22 protein-coding genes are annotated in these 20,990 nt (G+C 38.1%); 2 read left to right on the top strand and 20 right to left on the bottom strand.

The features are described from left to right. Positions 1-90: 90 nt before the first annotated feature. The 9 genes from argJ to rpe all read right to left on the bottom strand — a co-directional run bounded on the left by argJ (position 91) and on the right by rpe (position 8,083). Complete coding sequence (gene argJ / locus O1450_RS03110) at positions 91-1,311, bottom strand: bifunctional glutamate N-acetyltransferase/amino-acid acetyltransferase ArgJ (RefSeq protein ID WP_269229662.1); 1,221 nt, start codon at positions 1,309-1,311, stop codon at positions 91-93. A 343-nt stretch (positions 1,312-1,654) separates the two neighbouring features. Continuing rightward, on the bottom strand, positions 1,655-2,137 hold the full coding sequence (locus O1450_RS03105) for a methylated-DNA--[protein]-cysteine S-methyltransferase (RefSeq protein ID WP_269229661.1): 483 nt from the start codon (positions 2,135-2,137) through the stop codon (positions 1,655-1,657). An 18-nt stretch (positions 2,138-2,155) separates the two neighbouring features. Continuing rightward, positions 2,156-2,473, bottom strand: coding sequence for a DMT family transporter (locus O1450_RS03100; protein ID WP_004663797.1), 318 nt, complete (start codon positions 2,471-2,473; stop codon positions 2,156-2,158). Between the two features lie 172 nt (positions 2,474-2,645). After that, entirely contained in the window at positions 2,646-3,191 is a 546-nt protein-coding gene (locus O1450_RS03095; RefSeq protein WP_269229660.1) for a hypothetical protein, read from the bottom strand. A 2-nt stretch (positions 3,192-3,193) separates the two neighbouring features. Continuing rightward, positions 3,194-3,697 carry a cobalt transporter gene (locus O1450_RS03090; RefSeq protein WP_269229659.1) on the bottom strand — a complete coding sequence of 168 codons (504 nt, stop codon included), beginning with the start codon at positions 3,695-3,697 and terminating at the stop codon, positions 3,194-3,196. Positions 3,698-3,779: 82 nt separating this feature from the next. Beyond that, complete coding sequence (locus tag O1450_RS03085) at positions 3,780-4,676, bottom strand: copper resistance protein B (RefSeq protein ID WP_269229658.1); 897 nt, start codon at positions 4,674-4,676, stop codon at positions 3,780-3,782. Further along, positions 4,663-6,543 carry a copper resistance system multicopper oxidase gene (locus tag O1450_RS03080; RefSeq protein ID WP_269229657.1) on the bottom strand — a complete coding sequence of 627 codons (1,881 nt, stop codon included), beginning with the start codon at positions 6,541-6,543 and terminating at the stop codon, positions 4,663-4,665. The genes O1450_RS03085 and O1450_RS03080 overlap by 14 nt, the downstream gene beginning before the upstream one ends. A gap of 68 nt (positions 6,544-6,611) precedes the next feature. Beyond that, positions 6,612-7,031: a hypothetical protein gene (locus tag O1450_RS03075; protein ID WP_269229656.1), complete on the bottom strand. Its 420-nt coding sequence runs from the start codon at positions 7,029-7,031 to the stop codon at positions 6,612-6,614. 365 nt (positions 7,032-7,396) lie between these two features. After that, positions 7,397-8,083, bottom strand: a complete 687-nt coding sequence (rpe, locus tag O1450_RS03070) for a ribulose-phosphate 3-epimerase (protein ID WP_269229655.1) — start codon at positions 8,081-8,083, stop codon at positions 7,397-7,399. Positions 8,084-8,266: 183 nt separating this feature from the next. On the opposite strand from rpe, the gene O1450_RS03065 reads away from it, so the two are divergent. Beyond that, entirely contained in the window at positions 8,267-8,542 is a 276-nt protein-coding gene (locus O1450_RS03065; RefSeq protein ID WP_269229654.1) for a DUF2218 domain-containing protein, read from the top strand. 199 nt (positions 8,543-8,741) lie between these two features. Here the strand turns inward: O1450_RS03065 and O1450_RS03060 are convergent, their stop codons facing one another. The 8 genes from O1450_RS03060 to O1450_RS03025 all read right to left on the bottom strand — a co-directional run bounded on the left by O1450_RS03060 (position 8,742) and on the right by O1450_RS03025 (position 15,416). Continuing rightward, positions 8,742-9,164, bottom strand: a complete 423-nt coding sequence (locus O1450_RS03060; protein ID WP_269229653.1) for a hypothetical protein — start codon at positions 9,162-9,164, stop codon at positions 8,742-8,744. A gap of 135 nt (positions 9,165-9,299) precedes the next feature. Beyond that, on the bottom strand, positions 9,300-10,139 hold the full coding sequence (gene fghA, locus O1450_RS03055; protein ID WP_269229652.1) for an S-formylglutathione hydrolase: 840 nt from the start codon (positions 10,137-10,139) through the stop codon (positions 9,300-9,302). Continuing rightward, positions 10,108-11,553 carry a C13 family peptidase gene (locus O1450_RS03050; RefSeq protein WP_269229651.1) on the bottom strand — a complete coding sequence of 482 codons (1,446 nt, stop codon included), beginning with the start codon at positions 11,551-11,553 and terminating at the stop codon, positions 10,108-10,110. The genes fghA and O1450_RS03050 overlap by 32 nt, the downstream gene beginning before the upstream one ends. A gap of 202 nt (positions 11,554-11,755) precedes the next feature. Beyond that, positions 11,756-12,565 (bottom strand): class I SAM-dependent methyltransferase, encoded by an 810-nt coding sequence (locus tag O1450_RS03045; protein WP_269229650.1) that lies wholly within the window; start codon positions 12,563-12,565, stop codon positions 11,756-11,758. Further along, complete coding sequence (locus O1450_RS03040) at positions 12,565-13,386, bottom strand: undecaprenyl-diphosphate phosphatase (protein WP_087536804.1); 822 nt, start codon at positions 13,384-13,386, stop codon at positions 12,565-12,567. Before O1450_RS03040 ends, O1450_RS03045 begins: the two co-directional genes overlap by 1 nt. Before the next feature lie 8 nt (positions 13,387-13,394). Beyond that, the gene (gene tsaB, locus O1450_RS03035) at positions 13,395-14,093 is read right to left on the bottom strand and encodes a tRNA (adenosine(37)-N6)-threonylcarbamoyltransferase complex dimerization subunit type 1 TsaB (RefSeq protein WP_269229649.1); all 699 of its coding nucleotides are present in this window, start codon (positions 14,091-14,093) and stop codon (positions 13,395-13,397) included. A gap of 141 nt (positions 14,094-14,234) precedes the next feature. Next, entirely contained in the window at positions 14,235-14,765 is a 531-nt protein-coding gene (locus O1450_RS03030; RefSeq protein WP_269230401.1) for a gamma carbonic anhydrase family protein, read from the bottom strand. 36 nt (positions 14,766-14,801) lie between these two features. After that, a complete protein-coding gene (locus O1450_RS03025) occupies positions 14,802-15,416 on the bottom strand; it encodes a CoA pyrophosphatase (protein ID WP_005218190.1) in 615 nt (204 codons plus the stop codon). A 120-nt stretch (positions 15,417-15,536) separates the two neighbouring features. On the opposite strand from O1450_RS03025, the gene O1450_RS03020 reads away from it, so the two are divergent. Then, positions 15,537-16,085 carry an NUDIX hydrolase gene (locus O1450_RS03020; RefSeq protein WP_269229648.1) on the top strand — a complete coding sequence of 183 codons (549 nt, stop codon included), beginning with the start codon at positions 15,537-15,539 and terminating at the stop codon, positions 16,083-16,085. Positions 16,086-16,125: 40 nt separating this feature from the next. Here O1450_RS03020 and filF read toward each other — a convergent pair whose 3' ends face one another. Genes filF through filD form a run of 3 tightly spaced genes read right to left on the bottom strand, consistent with a single transcriptional unit; the run spans position 16,126 to position 20,983 of the window. After that, the gene (gene filF / locus O1450_RS03015) at positions 16,126-18,084 is read right to left on the bottom strand and encodes a putative pilus system protein FilF (protein WP_269229647.1); all 1,959 of its coding nucleotides are present in this window, start codon (positions 18,082-18,084) and stop codon (positions 16,126-16,128) included. A 23-nt stretch (positions 18,085-18,107) separates the two neighbouring features. Further along, positions 18,108-19,319: a putative pilus assembly protein FilE gene (filE, locus tag O1450_RS03010; RefSeq protein ID WP_269229646.1), complete on the bottom strand. Its 1,212-nt coding sequence runs from the start codon at positions 19,317-19,319 to the stop codon at positions 18,108-18,110. Beyond that, positions 19,319-20,983 (bottom strand): putative pilus system OmpP1/FadL family transporter FilD, encoded by a 1,665-nt coding sequence (gene filD / locus O1450_RS03005; protein WP_269230400.1) that lies wholly within the window; start codon positions 20,981-20,983, stop codon positions 19,319-19,321. Before filD ends, filE begins: the two co-directional genes overlap by 1 nt. Between the last annotated feature and the right edge of the window lie 7 nt (positions 20,984-20,990).

Genomic DNA, 20,990 nt, shown 5'->3' with positions numbered 1-20,990 from the left:
TATCTTGGTGAGCATTTAATTAATATCACACTATCCACATACCAGCTTATAAAAAAAGCCTCACTGTGGAGGCTTTATTATAACGCAAATTTATGAACGATAATCGGCATTAATTTTGACATAGTCATAAGAAAAGTCACAGGTATAAACCGTGTCTTTAGCTGTACCACGACCGAGGTCAATACGAATGCTAATTTCCTTTTCAGCCATGACGGCTGCACCTGCTTCTTCAGTATAATCTGGGTTTGCACCACCATCTAAGCAAATCTGTACATCACCTAACCAAACTTGTACTTTACTACTATCGAGGTTGGGTACACCTGCCTTACCGATTGCCATCACAATGCGCCCCCAGTTTGGATCTGAAGCGAATAAAGCAGTTTTAATTAACGGCGACTCGGCAACACTATAAGCAACATCACAACACTCTTGCGTGTTTGCTCCACCATCAACCTGTACAGTAATGAACTTGGTCGCACCTTCACCATCACGCACAATCAATTGCGCTAAACGGTTCATAATACGTGCAAGCACATCAAGTACCTGTTGATAACGTGCATCATCTTGGCTCTGAATCTCAACACCACCTGCTAATCCAGTTGCGACAAAGATACAAGAATCATTGGTTGAGGTATCACCATCAATGGTAATACGGTTAAATGAATGCTCAACTGTAGTCTGCAAAAGCTGCTGTACAGATGCTTTTGAAATCGGCGCATCTGTTGCAACAAAGCTGAGCATGGTCGCCATGTTCGGGCGAATCATACCTGCGCCTTTACTGATACCTGTCATGGTATAAATCACGCCATCAAGTTCAAACTGCTCAGAAGCACCTTTAGGCGTAGTATCTGTGGTCATAATGCCTGATGCAGCATCCGCCCAACGATCAGCATTTAAATCATTGAGTGCAGGTTGAATACCTTGTACTAAACGTTCAATTGGTAATTGCTCACCGATAACACCCGTTGAAAACGGTAAAATCTGATTGGCATGAACACCAGTTAACTCAGCCAACTTGGCACAAGTAGCTTCTGCATTTTTATAACCGACTGTGCCTGTTGCCGCATTGGCATTGCCTGTGTTGATAATCAAGTAACGTGGTGTATTTTCTGCTAAATGCTTTTTACTCAATTGAACAGGCGCAGCAGCAAAGGCACTTTGGGTAAACACCCCAGCAACGTTTGAGCCTTCAGCAAATTCAAAAATGACTAGATCTCGTCGATTTGGATAACGTACATACGCCTCAGTTGAGCCAATTTTTACACCCTGCACCACATGCATAAGTGGCATTGTTACGTCACCAACAGCCATTTTTAAACTTCCATTCAACTTGTTATGAAAGGCTTAAGCTTATTCCAAAAGGCGATTAAAATCGAGTATTAACGACATGGATCATTTATAAAATAAAAGTACTTTCATTGTCTGATTTTAATAAGATATTCATGCAGCAGTCACTATTGTGAGGTGGCATGGATGCCGCCCGTTGGACAGGGGCTACATGGATGTGCCCTCTGTCCAACAAAAGATTTTTGTTACTTTTCATCTTTGAAAAGTAAAAGAATGCCTATACACAATGCATATAAAGTTATGCTTCAACTAAATGGCTGTGCTAACTCTTGATAAGTGAACACTCAAACGATCTACATTTTGAAAACTAAATTTGTTGTTCTAAACTCAGTAAAATCTGCTTCTTATCCAAACCACCCGCAAAACCAACCAAAGCACCACTCGAACCAATCACCCGATGACACGGCGCAATAATCGAAATCGGATTCTTACCATTGGCAGCCCCAACAGCACGTACCGCTTTTTCATTACCAATCTGAACTGCAATGTCTTTATAACTACGCTTCTCACCATAAGGAATGGTCAACAAAGCCTTCCAAACTTGTTGTTGAAAATCTGTGCCTTGAAAGTCCAAAGGTAAATCAAATTGCTGACGCTGACCTGCGAAATATTCTTCTAATTGTTTTTTAACTCGAAGTAACATCGGATGTTGACGATCCTCTATCAGTTCGGCGAGTCGTACTCGTTTATGGTCTTCATTGTCCCACATCACGGCGACCAATGCATGATCATGAGCAACCAGTTTTAATACACCCACAGGAGAATCCATATACATATACACCAGTTGCATTACCCTCTCCTTAAGCCATTAATTTGATGACAATTTCATCAACATTAGTCCAGATACAATTAATATTGCAGCAATCATTCGCATTGCGGTCATTGGTTCATTTAAAACCATGATGCCAACAATAAACGATCCAATCGCACCTATCCCAGTCCAAACCGTATAGGCTGTACCCAAAGGCAACGATCGCATTGCAATTGACAATAATACGACACTTAAAATCATAAAAATGATGGTCACGATACTTGGCGTTAGCTTGGTAAAACCCTCAGACATCTTCATTGAATATGCCCAAATAATTTCAAAAATACCTGCCAAAATTAAAATTGCCCATGCCATTTTTTACACCCAACCTTAACAAGAGTTGGGTCGTCCCAACGTGATGCTTTTGAAGTGAGGTCGTCCTCTTAGGAAAAGCAGTGTACTGTAAAATTTCGAGATTATGTGAAAGGTTATGTATGGATTCCAATATAGTATTTTAAAAATTAAACGCTTTATCTAAGGTTAAGATCTACTGCCATGAAATCTGATCGACCTGCATTAGCTCACATGCCCCGTTTCCTGTATCTTCACGGGATAAAGAGCTTTTCCAATGCCAGCCATCTTTCGCCTGTATTTCGATTAAAGAACCCTTTAAATAGACTAAATCATCTTTTTTAATTTTTTTCATTTGAGATGCGACATAAGCATTGGCGGGAACCAGGTGCATATTGGCACTATGCGTTTCGATTTCTCTCAAAGAAATAGGCGGTTGATGATCTATACGCCAGTGATACCAACGATTACTTTGTGATACATCAATTTGTTTATAGATCTGCGGATTTGCCATATCTCCCCAGCCAACAGCAATATCCATTGGCGAAAATTCAGCTTCACGCCCTAAATTGTAGTCTTCTCTAGAAAGCACACGAAATGCACCTTCATAACGCTCCAATGCATTAATCTGTACGCCTTGTTGAGTGGTCATTTGACTAATATTTGGCGCTGGTTTTAATACCTGTGTCCAAACCACCCATGCGATAGCCAATCCTAGTACGCCATACATCCATCTTGGCATGCTTAATTATCCTTCTTTCTCTGTAAGCATTTTATCCATTGCTTTAAATGATTTAAGCATGAAATTAAAAAATGACCTAAAACACTTAAATAATTATCCTGTGACTCAACTTTGTGCTCCTGTAAAGTTGCAGTATCTGTATTCAAAGTATTCATTTCTAAAGGTTCATAGTGTGACAAAGTTTGTTGTAACTCCGCTCCCAAGCTCAAGCGGATTAGAGCAATTGTCACCTCATCCATTCCACAATGATGATATAAAGTTAGATGACGTGTGTCCAAATCAATACTATGTTCAACTAAGATTTCTGCAAATGGTAATAATGCTTTTCGAATACGTTGTACTTCCACCAAACTACTCATGTGTGGAATATAATAAAAACTGACTTTCATACTGCCATCACGTGGAACAGCGTCAAATTGAGTTATCAAATTTTGTGTTTTTTCTCTCCGACTTAGAGATTCATTTGCTTTATCAGTTATTAAATTGTCTTGTTGTTCTAAAGCCATTTATGCACCATGAATGACTCAAAAAAGATACTGCTAGTATAAACCAACAGTATCTCAGGATAGTGACCTTTTAGACAAAGGATCAGAACTTTAACGTAAGTCCCAAACCATATAGCCAACCTTTTTTACTGTCTGTAGCCGATTGCAATTCGGTTTGTTTCAAACCTTTATTATATGTGTACGCAATATCAATAAATGGCATTATTTTTTTACTGATTTCATAACGCGTTTGCAGGCCTATCTGAAGTTTAGATAATCCAGATTTAGCTGCATAATTCGACTCATCATTGAATATTACATCTGCATTCAAATAAGGTTGAGCAATCAACTTTTGCGTAAATAATACATCGCGTGTTGTTTCCAAACTCAGTTGCCAGCGTTGGTTTTGACCTGCATAAAGATAGGCTTCTGTTTCAAAGAAATACGGCGCTAGACCATGTAATCCCAATACCGTGTCCCATTGATTTTTATCATGCTTTTGTTCAGGTTGATATTGATAACGAACACCTGCTTGGACATCCCAAAAGTCAGCAATATGACGACTATATAACAGCATCGCTTCGGCTTGAGTTTGCTCAGATTCCGCTTTTTCTATATGAGCTTTGATAAATATTTTATTTTTATCACCTCCCACCCATGTTTTTAGCTCAGTACTGGCACTGCCTCGACCATCATCAACGACCCACGCATTTTTAATCGTTGTGGCTTGATAAATTTGTCCACCGTGTTCACGGTGATGATCGTGTGCATCATGTTGAATATCAGATGGTACTTGATTTAATTCAGGTTGATGTCCTGAATGATCAATAGGAGATGATGTCTCCATCAATATATTCTGTTGTACCGACTGATCCATTTTCATCATTTGATCATGACCCTCATGCGCAGATGCAAATACACTCAAAGAAGAAATCATGCCTCCCATTGCCAATAATTGTGTATAGCGTTTCATCGTAGAAGCTTGCTTAGTGATGTGCATGGCTCGCTCCTTGGGTAGGTTGAACAGGCGTAGTTTGTGAAACTTTGCTGTCATCGACATTTGCGACAATCAATTTACTCATCATGCCCGCACTCATGTGGTACAACAGATGACAATGAATCGCCCATTCGCCTAGCTCATCAGCAGTAAGTAGAGCTGTAACAGTTTTGCCCGGCGGCACGATCACCGTATGTTTATTTGGCATATCCTGCGGTGCCTGACCATTCTCCAACTGCATAAACATGCCATGTAAATGCATTGGATGCGCCATCATACTTTCATTCACAAATTTGAGACGGATACGCTCACCATAACGCACGGTTAAAGGCTTGAAGTCAGGATCACTAAATTTCTTACCATCAATCGTCCAAATATAACGCTCCATGGTTCCACCTAAACGAATCACCAATTCTCGCTCTGCTGGACGACTATAGCTTTCAGGTTGTGGTTGCAGTGACTTCAAATCAGCATAATTTAAGGCTTTTTGGTTTACTGGCGTTGCTGCATTCGCCCAACCCTGTACATGATCAATACTTCCTTTTATAGAAGATGCAGCCGCTTGATGCTGGCTATGCCCCATCGGCATCTGCGTATGAGCACTGTGATCCATCTTGCTCATATCCATCTGACCATGTCCAGTGTGATCCATCTGCGACATGCCCATTTGAGCATGTGAACGATGATCCATCGTGATCTCTGATGTTGGTACAGGTGTCACTTTTTCATGTGGTACTTGTGATTGCTTATGATCCATATTCGGCATATTCATTTGATCATGCGCGCCATGATCCATGCCCATATCTTCCATACTTAATAAAGCACGTGGCCGTGATTTTGGGATTTGCACTGAGGTTGGATTGCTCACCTGTTCATTCTGCAATGACCCAATTGCAAAACCAGAACGATCTATTGACTCTGCCTCAATTTGATAATGCGCTTGTTCAGGTTCAACCAATACATCATAAGTTTCTGCAGTACCAATACGAAACTCATCCACAGGAACAGGTTTCACTGGCTGACCATCTGCACTAACCACAGTCATTTTTAAGTTTGGAATACGTACATCAAAAAAAGACATCGCTGAAGCATTAATAAATCGCAAACGAATCTTTTCATCGGTGTTAAAAATAGCAGTCCAATTTTGTTGTGGTGTTTGCCCATTCACTAAGAAAGTATAGCCAGTGACATCAGATAAATCTGTTTTAAGCATCCTCATCTGATTCCACATCGAACGATCTTTCCAAGTTGCTTTTAAACCGTCTTGTTTCACCTGCTTCCAGACATCGCCCACTGTTTCACGTTGGTTTTGATAATACTCAGCCGACTTCTTCAAATTTGCCATGATCTTGTCACTTTCTGTTTCATGGAAATCAGACAACATCACCACATAATCACGCTCAGCTTTCTCATGTGCCGCGACAGGTTGTTTACCTTTCGGATAAATTACCAAAGGGCCATATAGGCCATCTTGTTCCTGTCCTTTACTATGCGCGTGATACCAATAAGTTCCGTTTTGACGAACTTTAAAACGATACTCAAAACTGCCATTCGGCTTAATACTTTTAAAGCCATTAAAACCAGGCACACCGTCCATCAATCCGGGCAAAAGTAATCCATGCCAATGTAATGACGTATCTTGATCTGTGAGTTGATTATGCACATGAATGACCGCTTCATCCCCTTCCTCAAACTCTAATAACGGTGCAATAAATTTGCCATTTACCGTAATACGTTTGACAGGTTTTCCAGTGACATTCACCATTCCTTGATTAATGTTCAGATGATATTCTTTTATTGCAGCCAAACTATAAGGCGCAAAAATTAGACTTAAGCCAGCAATGACACCAGCATATATTTTTGAGGACATAATATTTTCCTAATCTGTGAACTATTTTTAAATCGCTCGTTGAAGCGAAAAAGAGCTTCTAAGACAGATTAGGTTCTAGGAGGACGTAAAATTTCTTGCCAATGACCTGCAAGATGACGAGCTTGATACGCTGTATTTTTATATGTGTTTAGCTCAAAAAAAGGTAAGACAGACAGGCTTGGAATTTGTTGATCGAGTGCAAAATTAATCGTTTGACAATGCGAAATATTATTACAATCAGGGCAATGTTGCTGATCTTGCATTTGACCATCATGGCATTTAACGACATTGGTTACATCATGCGATATATCCATTTGATGATGCTGACGTGTCATTTGTTGATCATGACATGGCATCACTTGCGCTGTAGGCATCTTTTGATCAAGTTGAATCGTTTGGACTGCTGCAATAGACGCACCGCTTCCCCCGATGAAAAATATCATCAGGAATACAAACCATAGATGCTTGTATTTTTTATGAAGTTGCACTAAATATCCTTTGATCAATCATCAAATGAATTCGATTTACTTAGCATAATTTCTTTCTATCTTATGCACAATCTACTTTATGTTCAACTTATGCTAATTCCATGCATTTAAGCAACAGGATTGCCGATTTATCAAGCGAAAAGAATAAAATACGTTATGAACAAAAATAAAGCAAAATAAAGGACTTAATGCACAAAAAAAGGACAAAAATTTGTCCTTTTTTGATATTTTTGTTGAGAATATAAACAACTTAAATCATTTTGTTTATTTTAACAACATCTTATCCACTTGCTTATCAACACGGTTATCCACTCAGTTATAAACAAAGTTATCCACAACCTTATGTGAAAAATAGTATGAAAACACTAAATTTCTTTTGCACCAACTTGAGCTAATTCTGCACGCATTTGATCAATTACAGTTTTATAGTCAGGTTGACCAAAAATCGCTGAACCTGCAACAAACATATCGGCGCCTGCTTCAGCAATCTCACGGATATTTGCAGGACCAACACCGCCATCAACTTCTAAACGAATATCACGACCACTCGCATCAATAATTTGACGCGCTTGACGCAATTTTTCCAAGGTCATTGGAATAAATTTTTGCCCACCGAAACCAGGGTTTACGCTCATTAACAGGATTTGATCAACCTTATCCAAAACATAATCCAGATAATGTAACGGCGTTGCTGGGTTAAACACTAAACCCGCTTTTGCACCACCTGCCTTAATCAGTTGTAAAGAACGATCAATATGATCTGTTGCTTCTGGATGGAACGTAATAATGTCTGCACCTGCTTCCAAGAAATCACCGATCATACGATCAACTGGAGAAACCATCAGATGCACATCAATCGGTGCTTTAATTCCATAGCTTTTTAATGCTTTACAGATGCCCGCACCAAAAGTAAGGTTTGGTACATAATGGTTATCCATCACATCAAAATGCACAACGTCTGCACCCGCAGCTAGAACCTTTTCTACATCTTCACCTAAACGTGCAAAATCAGCAGATAAAATCGAAGGAGCAATTAAATAAGGCTTGGACATGGATGACCTGGCAAACTCTAAGAAAATAATCTGGAGATTATAGCAAATTCATCGCACTTAGGTTTGTTACAAAGTCATTATTACAGCATTGCAAACTTGCAACAGCACGTTGCATGAATACTGTTTTTAACTGCATATGATTTTGCTATTTTTAATGGTGAAATCAGAATATGAAGTTAAAAAATGAATAGTACGACACAAATTACAACAGATGAAGCAAAACGAATTAGTAAGCGCTTACTCAATCACTGGAAGCATAAATTTGAAGTATCAGAGACTGAGCAGTATTCAAAAATTTTTATGCCGACTGCAACGGTGACGCTTACACCACATGAGCAATCGTTAAATGTGATGATTGAAAACCAACAAGACAACGTCGAAAATCTAGAACAAGTGGTGATTGACCATTTAAATCGTATGGCTCAGCAGGAGTTTATTGTTGAGTGGCAACATCATTAAGAAGCTCGAAAGAGCTTCTTTTTTAATTCATTACTTTTTCGAATTGAATTGTATGGATATGGAGCTGTAAGTGATCATTTTCAATCCGAAATCTATCTAATTTTTCGAAAATATCTGATGTCATATCTTTATCAATAAGCCATAACGTTGAAGTTAAGGCGGTACGCTGAAGTATCCATCTTAAAACGACTTGTTAGACCTATTTTACATTGAACTGGTCATAAATCTTATTATTGAGCTCGATGAATTGCTGCACAACGCGATCGCAGTTTTCCTTAGAGTTCCCACACTTTACGTCCATACCCATAAATATTCGCCCATCTTTCTCATAGGTGTGGCGTAGGACAGCCGTTGGGTGTGCGAAATGGCTAGGTTTTGTAATGCTCCAAAGCGAATTCTCAGCCTTGTCATTCAGAATAAACCATTCCTCATTTTCTTCGGTAGTAACGTTAGGTTTTGCTCTGAGAGCGGCTAATGCTATGGCAGGGCTTGGGTATAAAATATTAACAGCGAGTGATTCTCGCAAGTCGCCTTCCTGTGTGTGGAAGTCTGCACTTTGAGTTGCACAAGCGGGTGTGGTAGCTAAGATAAAAAGTAAGATTGGTATGCACATGATCTTCATTGAATAGACCTAACTACAGGTATATGGCATAACTGCCACATGATTAAAAGTATACTGCACAATTTTTCTTCTCATTTCGTGGCATTACTCTATCTAACAATTTAACCCACATATCAAATGGACTACAAAATAGTATTAATGCTTTTCTAACTGAATCGCATGAAACTGCAAATGATCATCAATAAAACTTTGAATAAAGTAATACCCATGATCATAGCCCTTGTGTTGGCGTAGGGTTAAATGTTGCCCTGCATCCAAGCAAGCTTGCTTAAACTTTTCAGGATTCAATTGAGCATAAAACTGATCTTCTAGACCTTGATCAATTAAAATTTCCTCAAAGATTCCACCCTTTTGCTGAACTAAGGCGGTTGCATCATGTGCTAACCATTGCTGTTGATCTGTACCTAAATAGTGACTAAATGCCTTTTCTCCCCACGGACAAATACTTGGCGCGCAAATCGGAGCAAAAGCTGAAACCGATTTAAATTGCTCTGGGTATTTAAATGCCAAGGTTAATGCACCATGTCCACCCATTGAATGTCCAAAAATTCCAATCTGACTTTCGATAATTGGAAATGCTTGTAAAACATGTGCGTAGAGTTCATCAACCAAATAAGACTCCATTTGGTAATGTTCAGCCCAAGGTTGTTGAATGGCATTGATATAAAAGCCTGCACCCTGACCAATATCCCAATGATCACCCTGTGCAACGCCCTCTCCACGTGGAGAAGTATCAGGGCTAATTAAAATCAGACTCAGTCGAGCAGCCATGCGCTGTGCATGTGCTTTAATCGCAAAGGTGTCTTCAGTACAAGTCAAACCTGCAAGATAGAATAATGCTGAACAAGGCTTTCCTTCTAAAGCAGCAGGAGGTAAATACACTCCAACTTTGGTTAGACCTTTAAGATGCTGTGATTCCAGTTGATAAATACGCTGTTCACCCTCAAAACAACGATTTTTTTGCAGTAGCTGCATGTTGATTATCCTGTGTTTTTGTAATGTCTGTTGTTGTGATATTTTGTGTTGGGAATAAATACGGCTCAAGTTGTGGCAACATCAATTCCATGTTACGACCAATGGCCCATTGCGGTTCAGATGGTTCAAATCCTTGCGCAGTTTCCCACTGTGTCACAGTTTGTTTAGACTGATCAAATGCTTTTTTCATTGAGGATTGTTCACGCATCGCCAAATCAAAGAAAGCACGACCAAAATAAGTGTAATCCGCTTCATTATTACAACCAAAAGAGGTTTTATCTGCTGCTGAAGCAGTAATAATTAAAGTTTCAGGCGACTGTAACGCTGGAATAAAACTTCCTGAATAACAAGCTGAAATTACAATCACTCGCCAACGAATCCCTGATTTATCAAGCGTTTCACGTAGCCATTTCGGATCGACTTGCCCTAATTCTAATGGTGCATTTTCGATTTCAAAATGATTACGCTCACCGTGGGATGTCATATAAAGAAATAATACATCGCTATCACGGTTCATCTGCTGACCAATCCGACGCAACGCTAATTCAATACTGGTTTTAGATGCAATTGGAACATCTAAACGTGTCGCAGGATTGTTAATCAACATAATGGAACGTCCAAACGTTCCAAAACGAGTATCAAATTGCTCTCTAATGCGTTCAATTTCAGATTTGAAAACATCAGCGTAGCTATCCCCAGCTACGCCCATAAAATACCAATGGCTTTTCGCAATATCACCATATTGGATTTGATCTAAAGCTTTGTCCAACACATGGCTTTGCGCATAAAAAGCATCTTCAGCAAAACTTGGTGGTGTTTCTTCAACTTTCCAAATCGGTTGATCTTTTACCGAAAGCTGCCAAACCACCATTGTTGCAATAGTCGCAATAAAAACTAAAGCACGCTCCCACCACGGCCAATTTAATGCCCGTGAAAATACCCAGATCACAGCCAAACTTTGCCAAACAAATAGCCCAACAAATAATGGCGGTAAGAAACCATTATAGATTGAATCGGGAATGAAATTTAGATAGCCATTTGAACCTAAATATTGGATCAAGCACTGTAATAATAGGATATTGGTATCAAGCACTAACCATAATAATGCGGGTACAAGCATTAAACGGGCTTGATTCATGCGTTGCGAAAGGAAAATCCCCACAATTAAGGCAATAAAAGGCCAAAGTGCATAACCAATCAAACCTTGAGGGTTGAACTCACCAATTTGCCCTGCCACCAACCAGCTATAAAGTGAGTTGGTACAACCACCTAAAATACCCCAAATAATGAGCTGCGTAATTGATGGATGAACAATCTGTAAGGAACGTCTAGACCCAAGGAACAACCACATTCCAGCAATTTGGTTACTTTTAAAATCATGCCAGATATTAATGGAGGGTTTGAGGTCGATCATAAAGTTCTTCGGGTATTTCTCTTTTCAAGCTTAGATTGAGAATAGGTCTATCTTTTATAAAATGAATATGACTTTTCCTAAAAGGAACAATGTCTTTCCTTCATTTAAGCTCGACAAGAATTTTTTATCAATCATGCTTTTGCACTATATCACAAATCTTTACCGAGCATTCACCTAAGCTAAACAATCACTTGGATAAAAGTTAAGTTGAACTTTTGGGAAAATATGCATCAAAACGACAAGCATCACCTAGCCATTGATGATCTGGAGCTTGATCAGCCAAATAAACAGCATGTCGGGGTCGTTTTACAATAACGCGCTTAGCGATTTTACTGGCAAGATGCAGTAATTCATCACCTAAATCCATTTCACCATCTTCAGGTAATAACATATGCAATAATTGCATTTGCTTTTTGACCTGCGCCTGTTTCTTCTGTGCTTGGTGGTTTTGATCTCGCTGTGGGAACATCGGATCTAAATAAACGACATCGATCTGTTCATCTCGCTGGTTTAATCCATTTAAATAATCAGTTGAATCAGCATAAATCAGTTGAATCCGTGGCATAACAGACTGCAAAAATGGATCGTGTTCCGCTTGAGTTTTCGTATATTCCAATAACACAAATAGGATCGGATGACGTTCAACCAAACGGACATTAGCACCGAGATAAGCCATCAATAAACTATCATGACCTAAGCCTGCGGTTGCATCAATTAAGCTAGGTTTTTCACCTAATTGACATGCTCTTGCAATCATTTCCGATTTCAGACTAGCGCGCTTTAAACGAGGAATCTCAGCACGCCAATCCGGTTGCATTTTCATCCCATTCGCAGCGAGACTGAGTCCATCCTCATCTAAAACCAAGGCCATGTCTGGATTCAGACGAAGGAAACGTGCATTCACTTTTTCAACGATTTGACCTTTTAGTTCGACATCCAAACTCGCTAAACGAGCTTGAAGTTTTTGAAATTGCTCCGCATACTCCGTCTGATACCAACAGATCATCTGCATTACCAATGCACCCAACCTGTCCACCATGTCGCCAAAATAAATAAACCAAAGACTATACGGTAGTAAGCAAAAGCGGTGAAATCATGCTTAGAGACATAACGAATTAATGCACGAATCACAATTAAAGCTGAAACAAAGGCAACAATAATTCCAACTGCTAAAATGGCCATATCATTACTATGTAATTCATGACGCATTTTATACATATCCAGTAAGCCTGCACCCATCAATACAGGAATACCAAGGAAGAATGAAAATTCAGCCGCTGCTTTACGTGAAATACCTAAAAATAATGAGCCGATAATGGTTGAACCAGAACGTGAAGTCCCTGGAATTAAAGCAAAACATTGAATCAAACCAATCAGCGTTGCTTGCTTGAAGGTCAAATCCTCGACTTCAGGACTTATAATTTTATGCTGACGGCGTTCAGCCCATAAAATAATGAAACCACCAACAATGAGCGCAATTGCGACCGTAACTGCATTAAACAAATAAGCCTTTACCACATCGCCAAAGGTCAAGCCAATAATCACAATTGGAATAGAAGCAATAATTAAATTCAGGCTTAAACGGCGACCTTGTTCTTGACCTGTGAGTGCTCCGATTAATGCGCCCCACAGCTTGCCCCAATATTCATAGATTACCGCTGCAATTGCACCAATTTGTACTGCAACAGCAAACATTTCTCGCTTTTCAAGCGTCCAAAAATCTAGCAACTGCCCAGCTAGAATCAGATGTCCTGTACTTGAGATTGGTAGAAATTCAGTAATCCCTTCTACCAACCCCATAATTGCTGCTTTAAATAGCAATAAAAGATCCATAATTAACCTTAATTCGCTTTACTTTGTTCTGGAATTTTTTTCCATGCATCATCACGTAAATACACAGGTAGTGCATGCTCAGCATCAACCCATTTTTTTTGTACAGCATAAATTCGCGCAATGGTTGCAATATCCTGCGCAGTTGCTCGAATTTCTGTTGCAGACGTTTTTAGAATGGAAGCCTCTTGCGAGTCTATTTGACTTGGCTTAATCAATTCTGAACCTGAGCCAATCGCGATAAATTTACGATATGCGGTCGCTTGTTCATAATTTAATAATTTTTCTTCATCGACAGCATGCATAATCCCATCTTTATCTAGACTAAAATTAGCAATATAAACTTCTTGCATACGCGCATCTAAAACAGCTGTAACCTGCTGTAATCCTGTTAAACGATATGCAGCTTGCGCCAACGCTTGCAAGCTTGATACAGGAATAACAGGTAAATCTTGTGACCATGCCAAAGCTTGAGCAACCGCAGCATTAATACGCACACCACTAAATGAACCTGGCCCACGACTAAACGCGATTGCGGTTAAATCGGCTAACTGAGTTTGAGTTTGCAGTAAAGCGTGCTCAGTTAAAGGCAAAATCGTTTGGGTTTGTGCTTTTGGTCGCTCATCTAATTGAAAATAGAGTTCTTCAACATCATCAATCAATGAAACAGAACAGTGCTCATTTGCAGTTTCCAATGCAAGCAACTTCATGCAAAAACCTTAGTCTAAAAGAGATAAAAAACGTCGAGTATCATACCCCACTCAAGCGCCCTAAGCGAGTTATTGGCTTTTGCTAGATACAAAAAAGCCAAGTCTATACTTGGCTAAATTTAAATCGAGTTTAGCTTAAAATCATTCGAAGCTAAATTCTTCCAATGTTAAGAAATTTTTATAATGTTCCGCATAATGTAAAGCACTCAAGCGTAACCGTGCAGCGCCATGCTCATCTAATGTTTTGATCACTTTTCCTGGTGACCCCATAACCACAGAATTATCAGGGATAACTTTACCCTCAGGAATCAATGCATTTGCACCGATAATACAATTTTTACCAATCACCGCATTATTTAAAACTACAGCATTGATACCAATTAAAGAATTATCTCCAATTGTACAGCCATGCAACATTGCTTGATGACCGACTGTCACATAATCCCCAATATTCAGTTCAATACCTGCATCAGTATGTAAAACTGCATTCTCTTGAATATTCGAGAAATTACCAATCCGAATTTTACAGTTATCAGCTCTTACAACCGCACCAAACCAAATACTGACTTGGCGACCTAATTCAGCTTGACCAATCACCGTTGCATTCGGTGCAATCCAGCCATCCCAAGGTTCATGTAATGCTTTAGGGCTCAATCCCTGATAGGTGTACATCATGACAAAATACTACTCTATTTTAATAAGACGTGATTAGAATTTAGATAATCCAAAATGAGGAGGATTAACTAAAAAAGGCCATTTTTTTTGATGTCCTAGCCCATACTGAAATAATGATACTAACATTCGAGCGGTTAAGCCCCATACGATCTCATTTTCAACCTGCATACTCGGAAAATAAATTGATTGTCGAGCTAAACGCACTTCATAGGGTAAAGGCGGTGCATCAATTAGCTGCTGCAATGGTGCAAAAAAAATACGATCTATCTCTGTAGGTTGGGCAATTAGATCTACTTCTGCGGGAATTAATCCTACAATCGGTTTCACAGATAAACCACTACGCGCACGTTGTATCGGTAAATCACCTAACAGTTTGACATCGAAAGGATTAAGTGCTGTTTCTTCTTGTGCTTCACGTAAAGCAACTACAATATTACTGGTATCACTTGGATCACGCTTTCCTCCCGGAAAAGACACCTCACCTGCATGTTGAGATAAATGGATTGAACGACGTGTGAGTAAGACCTTAGGTTGCTGTTCTTGTGTAATTGCAATTAAAACCGCTGCATCAGCTTGTTGGATTCGTTTGGAAAAACGCAACCGTTGTTGTAAAAGCTGTATTAACGATGGTTCTTCCATATGACTCATCTCTTTTTCTCATTTTCCTTACAAATCATCATAACTGAAATTTCAATGACAATCATAGATCATGATGCGAAGTGATAAAAATTCAGTTATGCTGAGTTATCTCTATGGTTGATGATAATTATGAGCTTTTGCGTTGCGTGTGGACATCAAACTGAAGCAAAAATCCCGCTAGGCGATCATAAAACACGGCTTGTCTGTACACACTGTGGCAATATCCACTATGAAAATCCGAAAGTCATTTGTGGAGCATTAGCCATTTGGGATGACAAAGTTTTACTTTGTCGACGTGCTATAGAACCTCGTTATGGACTATGGACACTCCCTGCGGGTTACATGGAATTATTTGAAACCATGGAGCAAGGCGCTGCACGTGAAACACGTGAGGAAGCTGAAGCCGAAGTTGATATTGAACAACTATACTGTATGTATAATATTCCACGTATTGGACAAATTTATGTTCTATTTAAAGCACAATTAAAAGATGGTGTTTTTGGAGCTGGAGAAGAAAGTCTCGAATGCCGTTTATTTGAAGAACATGATATCCCATGGACAGAACTCGCATTTCCAAGTGTAGAACAAACTTTAAAACATTATTTCTCAGATCGTAAACTAGGATTATTTCCTTCTCATTTAGAAACATTAGGTACACGTTTAGATCATACAGGTTAAATAAAAAGACCGCTTATCGCGGTCTCATTATTATAAGCTTTTAGGGTTTGATTCTAATCGCCTTACAAGCATCAATTTTTTGATCTGCAATTTTAATACTTACAGTACCAGAATAACGTTTTGCCAATTCGCGATCTTCTGTCGTTGGTGCAATATAATCATTCCGTTCAGTATCTTTTAATTTATCGTACAATTCATTATAAATTAATTGATAGCCTGCATATGTATTAGACCACGTAACAGAATCATTTGTAAAATTACTCAAATTAATTCCTGTAGGCTGGCCTGCCAATAAATTGTGAATGTTAATTTTTGCACCTGTACCTGTACTTAAATTTAACCCAAAAATTGCTCCATCAACATTTCCAAACTTTGGATTAGAAAGAATCATTCGAACAGTTATAGATTTATCATCAGCAGAAAACAACGTTCCACCCGTTGTACCAATACGATATTGGACCTGATCATTACTGTCAGTAATCGTTCCATTTGCATTTATAGTTTTGACTGTACCACAAACACCACTTAAATCGGTCGAAGTTGAATTATTTTTAATATCTGTACGAATATCACCATTTTCATCAATCACAATCCCGACATCAACAGCAGGAATGCTAGTTTCTTTGAATCTAAACGTTAATGTAGCATATAAAGGAAAAACATAAGACTCTTTAGATTTAACATTTTTCTCTGTTCTAAAAATATCCTTTGTTAAATAACTAACGGGATTGACCTTAACTATATCAAGTACACCTTTATAATTTTCATTTGCGATTGATTGTTGCCATGCACCTAAATATTTTGAGTCAACAGGATCTGTATCCTTCATTTTCGTTAATTGTCTATAAATAGATTCTGTACCAGCAATCGTATTGCCATTAACAATCTTACCTTTCGTTATAAGTAGATCATTTGCAGAACTCGAATTGAGGCTAAAACGGAGTGGTTGACTGCTATTAATTGTTCTTTCTATAGAATTAAGCCACCCAGTCTGTGCATTTAATTGCATTTTAACCGGTTTCACTTTCGTTGATAAAATATAAGGAGCAAATACGAGACCATTTACAATAGTCGCTGGACCTTTAAATTGTTGTCCGTACCCGAGAATGTAACCTTGACGATCGCTTAGTAATAAAAAATTCCCCATAGAGTGTAAAAGATTACTTTGATCAGCCTTTGTACATGATGCATATGTATCTTTATTACAGCCAAAAAAACCATCGGCTCTAGATGTTTCTACAGTACCACTAGGTTTAGCGAAAGGTAAATCAGCTTGCCAAACACCTGTATTTGATAAATTCAAAAGTTGCTTTAATAAGTCTAATGCTTGATTATCAGAAAGATTATCAACTTTTAACCATGGTTTTAATATATTAATATATTCCCCATTTTTAAATTCTTGAGCACCCACATCCTTTGAGATATTAACTAATCCATTTTTTTTATCTACCGTTAAGGTTGTTGGTTGAATATCTCCTGCGACATTATCTTCTCTTTCAATACCTAAACCTTGAAAAATATTAATTAAAGCAAGAGCCGCATGCGTCGTTTGATCATTAATATCAAGTGATGCTACTGGTGTTCCAGTTAATGCCGTTGCTAAATCAATTAAGCGAATCCTTGGGGGTGTTGCCATTTTTAATTTAGAAATATCATCTAACTTGATAGTTCCTAGACTAATTTTTCGTGGGCTTTCACCTTGTATATAAAACGTGACATCATCACCTAATTTACAAGCACCAGTTGCAATATTCCCATCTATTTTTGTCGAAAAGTGGTTTACTTTGTCGGTACTACAGTCAAAATTTAACCCAGCAATAGGATAATCTACAACGAATGGCAAACAATCAGATGCCGAAACATCACAACTCGTACTTTGCGTAACACCAGTAACACCATTATTTGGATCTTCATTAATATTTGTTTTTTCGCCACCACAACCATTCAATAAAACTGCAATTGTTGATAAGGCAAATGGTAATAAGATTTTCCTTTTCATACTACATATATCCTAAATTCTTGTTACTGTAAGACAGAAATACGTACCTGCCCTTGATTAGAAAGTTCTTCTTCAGAAACATCTACTGCTGAGGCTAAAGGGGTTAGCATCATATAATATGCATTAGATGGGACTTTGAGTGTTCCTTGCAGTGAAGAGTGTTGAAATAATGTAGATGTAGTCTTTGCATTTTTAAACCCACTCACCCCTTCTTGGATACAGCCTTTTTCATTTAAAAAAATAACCAATGGCCAATAGTAATTGGGTTTTTCATTGGTTGCTGCATAAGACTCGATTTGCATAAATTGAATCGAGTTATCTAATTTAACTAATTCATATTCAAATTTCTCTTTTAATGGCTTTCTTGGCCATAGACCAACTTCTTTTTGAGATGTTAAATTTTTAATAGATTTAGAATATCCGTCTAAAAAACAACGATCTTTTTCAAAAGCTATCGCCAACTCATCAGCAGATAGTCGAATATAACTCGTTGATAAACTGATAGGTGCATTAGATTGTTGTTCTTTATTTATAAATTTATCTAGCACCGATCGACTTACACCTTTTTTTCTTTCAATCGTTTCTAATCTACCCGTTCCATCAGGCATTGAATAAAATCGTTTTTTACCTTCTAAGTTGAATTCTTGGTCTTCTAAATATTCACTATTTACATACTCAACCCCATCAACTTTTGAAAAAGCCTGTTGTTCTACTTGATTTATACTATTATCTTCAGATTGCTGTTTTATTCCTGCCGTAGGAACTTGGCGATGTTTTGGCATATCTATATTGTTTGAAATAACGGCTTGTTGTTCTTTTTGAATGTTTACCTGAATAGACTCATTTTTTTTTGATTGGGTAGTTTTAGTAATTGACTGTGTATTATTTTTTAATGGTGCTTGAATTACCACATCATTCTGATTAATGCTATTTTTTCGATCAGCAACTGGGGCAGAATTAGAATGAGTTTCTATTTTTACTATGCTTAGGTCTTTTTCTGAATTTGATTGCTTAATCTCAGATGAATTGTCTGATGATTTGCTTTTCTCCTCAAGCTCAGGTTTTTTTATAGATACAGATGTATCTTTAGATATTCTTTTAGGAACAATCATTGGACGGCCATCTGGACCAATGATTGTATAAAAACCATCTGCATATAAATTTGATCCACTTACCATTGCTATAAATAGACTTAACATAGCAAATTTAGATCGATTCATCATTTTCTTTTGCATTACCATCTTGTTCTATAATTAATACCAAGTAAGGTGACTTTAGTATTTGTTTTAACGTTTAAACCAGCGTAAGGATTCAATAAAATATTATCAACACCTGTTTTATTAGAGAGGCTACTTGTATTTGCTGGAATATCATCACGACTACGTAAGAAACCTAAAGATAAATCAAGGTCTGTATCTTGATCAAATCTATAACCAATTCCTAAGCCAAATAATTGTGCGTTATTGATTGGAACCATAGTGTTACGCTTATCATCAGGAATTGAGCTTGTTCTTGGTTCATATCCCATACGTAATTTTAAACGGTCCGTCGCTGAATATTCAAAACCAATCCCCCAACGCCAAGAAGACTGGAATTTCAAAGGCAAGGCTAAGGATCTATCAGTAACGTCAGCTGACAAAAGTTTTGCAACTTTTAATAAAGAGATTTGTCTGTCAAATTCAAATTTAAATTTATCCCATGCTGAGAAGTCTGTCCAACCAAGATCAAAATTCATTTGTAAATCTGGAAAAATTTTATATTTAATCCCTGCCTTGAAATGCTGAGGATATTTAAAATCCATAGCGACTAAACCAGATTCAACATTTGGCACATAGCCAGGCAGACCTAGAATTGCAGCTAAAATTTGACCTGTTGCAGACGAATTTAACCCAGCAACGAGTTGCTGGGGTGCAGTTGCATTATTAATTAAATACTTACCACGTAAGCGCATTTTGGCTTCACTTTGGTAGACCATACCAAAACTAAAATCATCAGTAGGTTCCCAAAGTACACCTAAATTATAACTTGGACTAAGTGATTGCTCTAAGGAAACATCTAGTGATCCCATTTTGTTAAATGGATTCATACCTTCTTTTGCATTACACATACCAAAAAGCAATAAGTCAGTGATGATATCACCATTGTCTTTGAAAGGGCCGCATACCACTTCATCAACCATGCGTAAAACACCGATCATTTCATTTGGAAAGCGTAAATCTGTCTTCATTGCAATCGCTTGATAAGACATCCCGAAAGACGCACCAATTGATAAATGATCATTGACTTGATAACCAAATGAAGGAGACAAATAAGTAATACGCTCTAGAGCAACTTGTTGCCCCATATAATTACTTGGATTACCATCTTCTGCACCAAAACCTGCAACCAATGGAGCATACACAGCAGTCGCATAAGTGACCTTTGAGCCAGGAGGCTTATAGGCAATACCAGCCGTTGGAGCAGCTAAAGGAGAATTTGGCCCTAAGTCTACAATTTTTTTAAGAATGGGAACGTAAATACTGGCGTATTCTACATCACCGCTCACACTATCTTTAAAATCTGTACAAATATTTGAGTCAACTTCAGGTCCATCATTACAAACTAATGGATCATCTGAATAACCAAAAACGTTATAGCCAGCTGGTGCTGAATAATCCCGTTTAATCGCAAAATTAGCTAAAATCCCTTGTACATCAGTTTGTAAACCATCAATTTTCGCAAGTGCAGCTGGGTTAAAATGTACTGCACTAATGCCTGGTGGATCAGCAGTAACAGCATTACCTAACGAAAGAGAACGTAAATCAACAGATAAATCTTGCCCTAGTTGAGCATTAGTAATATTCGATAGTCCAGCAACTAAAATTGAAATCGCTAAAGGACATAATTTAGGATATTTCACCATTACA

Origin of the sequence: Acinetobacter sp. TR11, from assembly GCF_027105035.1 — a bacterium.
Classification (GTDB): Bacteria; Pseudomonadota; Gammaproteobacteria; order Pseudomonadales; family Moraxellaceae; genus Acinetobacter.
This window is presented reverse-complemented; position numbering and strand designations above follow the sequence as displayed.

What these genes read in the sequence shown, in the direction of transcription:
- O1450_RS03105 (WP_269229661.1), bottom strand. Translation starts at nt 2,137, where the DNA reads ATGCAACTGGTGTATATGTATATGGATTCTCCTGTGGGTGTATTAAAA.
- filE (WP_269229646.1), bottom strand. Translation starts at nt 19,319, where the DNA reads ATGCAAAAGAAAATGATGAATCGATCTAAATTTGCTATGTTAAGTCTA.
- O1450_RS03040 (WP_087536804.1), bottom strand. Translation starts at nt 13,386, where the DNA reads ATGGATCTTTTATTGCTATTTAAAGCAGCAATTATGGGGTTGGTAGAA.
- fghA (WP_269229652.1), bottom strand. Translation starts at nt 10,139, where the DNA reads ATGCAGCTACTGCAAAAAAATCGTTGTTTTGAGGGTGAACAGCGTATT.
- O1450_RS03100 (WP_004663797.1), bottom strand. Translation starts at nt 2,473, where the DNA reads ATGGCATGGGCAATTTTAATTTTGGCAGGTATTTTTGAAATTATTTGG.
- O1450_RS03080 (WP_269229657.1), bottom strand. Translation starts at nt 6,543, where the DNA reads ATGTCCTCAAAAATATATGCTGGTGTCATTGCTGGCTTAAGTCTAATT.
- O1450_RS03085 (WP_269229658.1), bottom strand. Translation starts at nt 4,676, where the DNA reads ATGCACATCACTAAGCAAGCTTCTACGATGAAACGCTATACACAATTA.
- O1450_RS03020 (WP_269229648.1), top strand. Translation starts at nt 15,537, where the DNA reads ATGAGCTTTTGCGTTGCGTGTGGACATCAAACTGAAGCAAAAATCCCG.
- tsaB (WP_269229649.1), bottom strand. Translation starts at nt 14,093, where the DNA reads ATGAAGTTGCTTGCATTGGAAACTGCAAATGAGCACTGTTCTGTTTCA.
- filF (WP_269229647.1), bottom strand. Translation starts at nt 18,084, where the DNA reads ATGAAAAGGAAAATCTTATTACCATTTGCCTTATCAACAATTGCAGTT.
- O1450_RS03090 (WP_269229659.1), bottom strand. Translation starts at nt 3,697, where the DNA reads ATGGCTTTAGAACAACAAGACAATTTAATAACTGATAAAGCAAATGAA.
- O1450_RS03050 (WP_269229651.1), bottom strand. Translation starts at nt 11,553, where the DNA reads ATGATCGACCTCAAACCCTCCATTAATATCTGGCATGATTTTAAAAGT.
- O1450_RS03060 (WP_269229653.1), bottom strand. Translation starts at nt 9,164, where the DNA reads ATGAAGATCATGTGCATACCAATCTTACTTTTTATCTTAGCTACCACA.
- O1450_RS03030 (WP_269230401.1), bottom strand. Translation starts at nt 14,765, where the DNA reads ATGTACACCTATCAGGGATTGAGCCCTAAAGCATTACATGAACCTTGG.
- O1450_RS03095 (WP_269229660.1), bottom strand. Translation starts at nt 3,191, where the DNA reads ATGCCAAGATGGATGTATGGCGTACTAGGATTGGCTATCGCATGGGTG.
- O1450_RS03045 (WP_269229650.1), bottom strand. Translation starts at nt 12,565, where the DNA reads ATGCAGATGATCTGTTGGTATCAGACGGAGTATGCGGAGCAATTTCAA.
- O1450_RS03065 (WP_269229654.1), top strand. Translation starts at nt 8,267, where the DNA reads ATGAATAGTACGACACAAATTACAACAGATGAAGCAAAACGAATTAGT.
- argJ (WP_269229662.1), bottom strand. Translation starts at nt 1,311, where the DNA reads ATGGCTGTTGGTGACGTAACAATGCCACTTATGCATGTGGTGCAGGGT.
- O1450_RS03025 (WP_005218190.1), bottom strand. Translation starts at nt 15,416, where the DNA reads ATGAGTCATATGGAAGAACCATCGTTAATACAGCTTTTACAACAACGG.
- rpe (WP_269229655.1), bottom strand. Translation starts at nt 8,083, where the DNA reads ATGTCCAAGCCTTATTTAATTGCTCCTTCGATTTTATCTGCTGATTTT.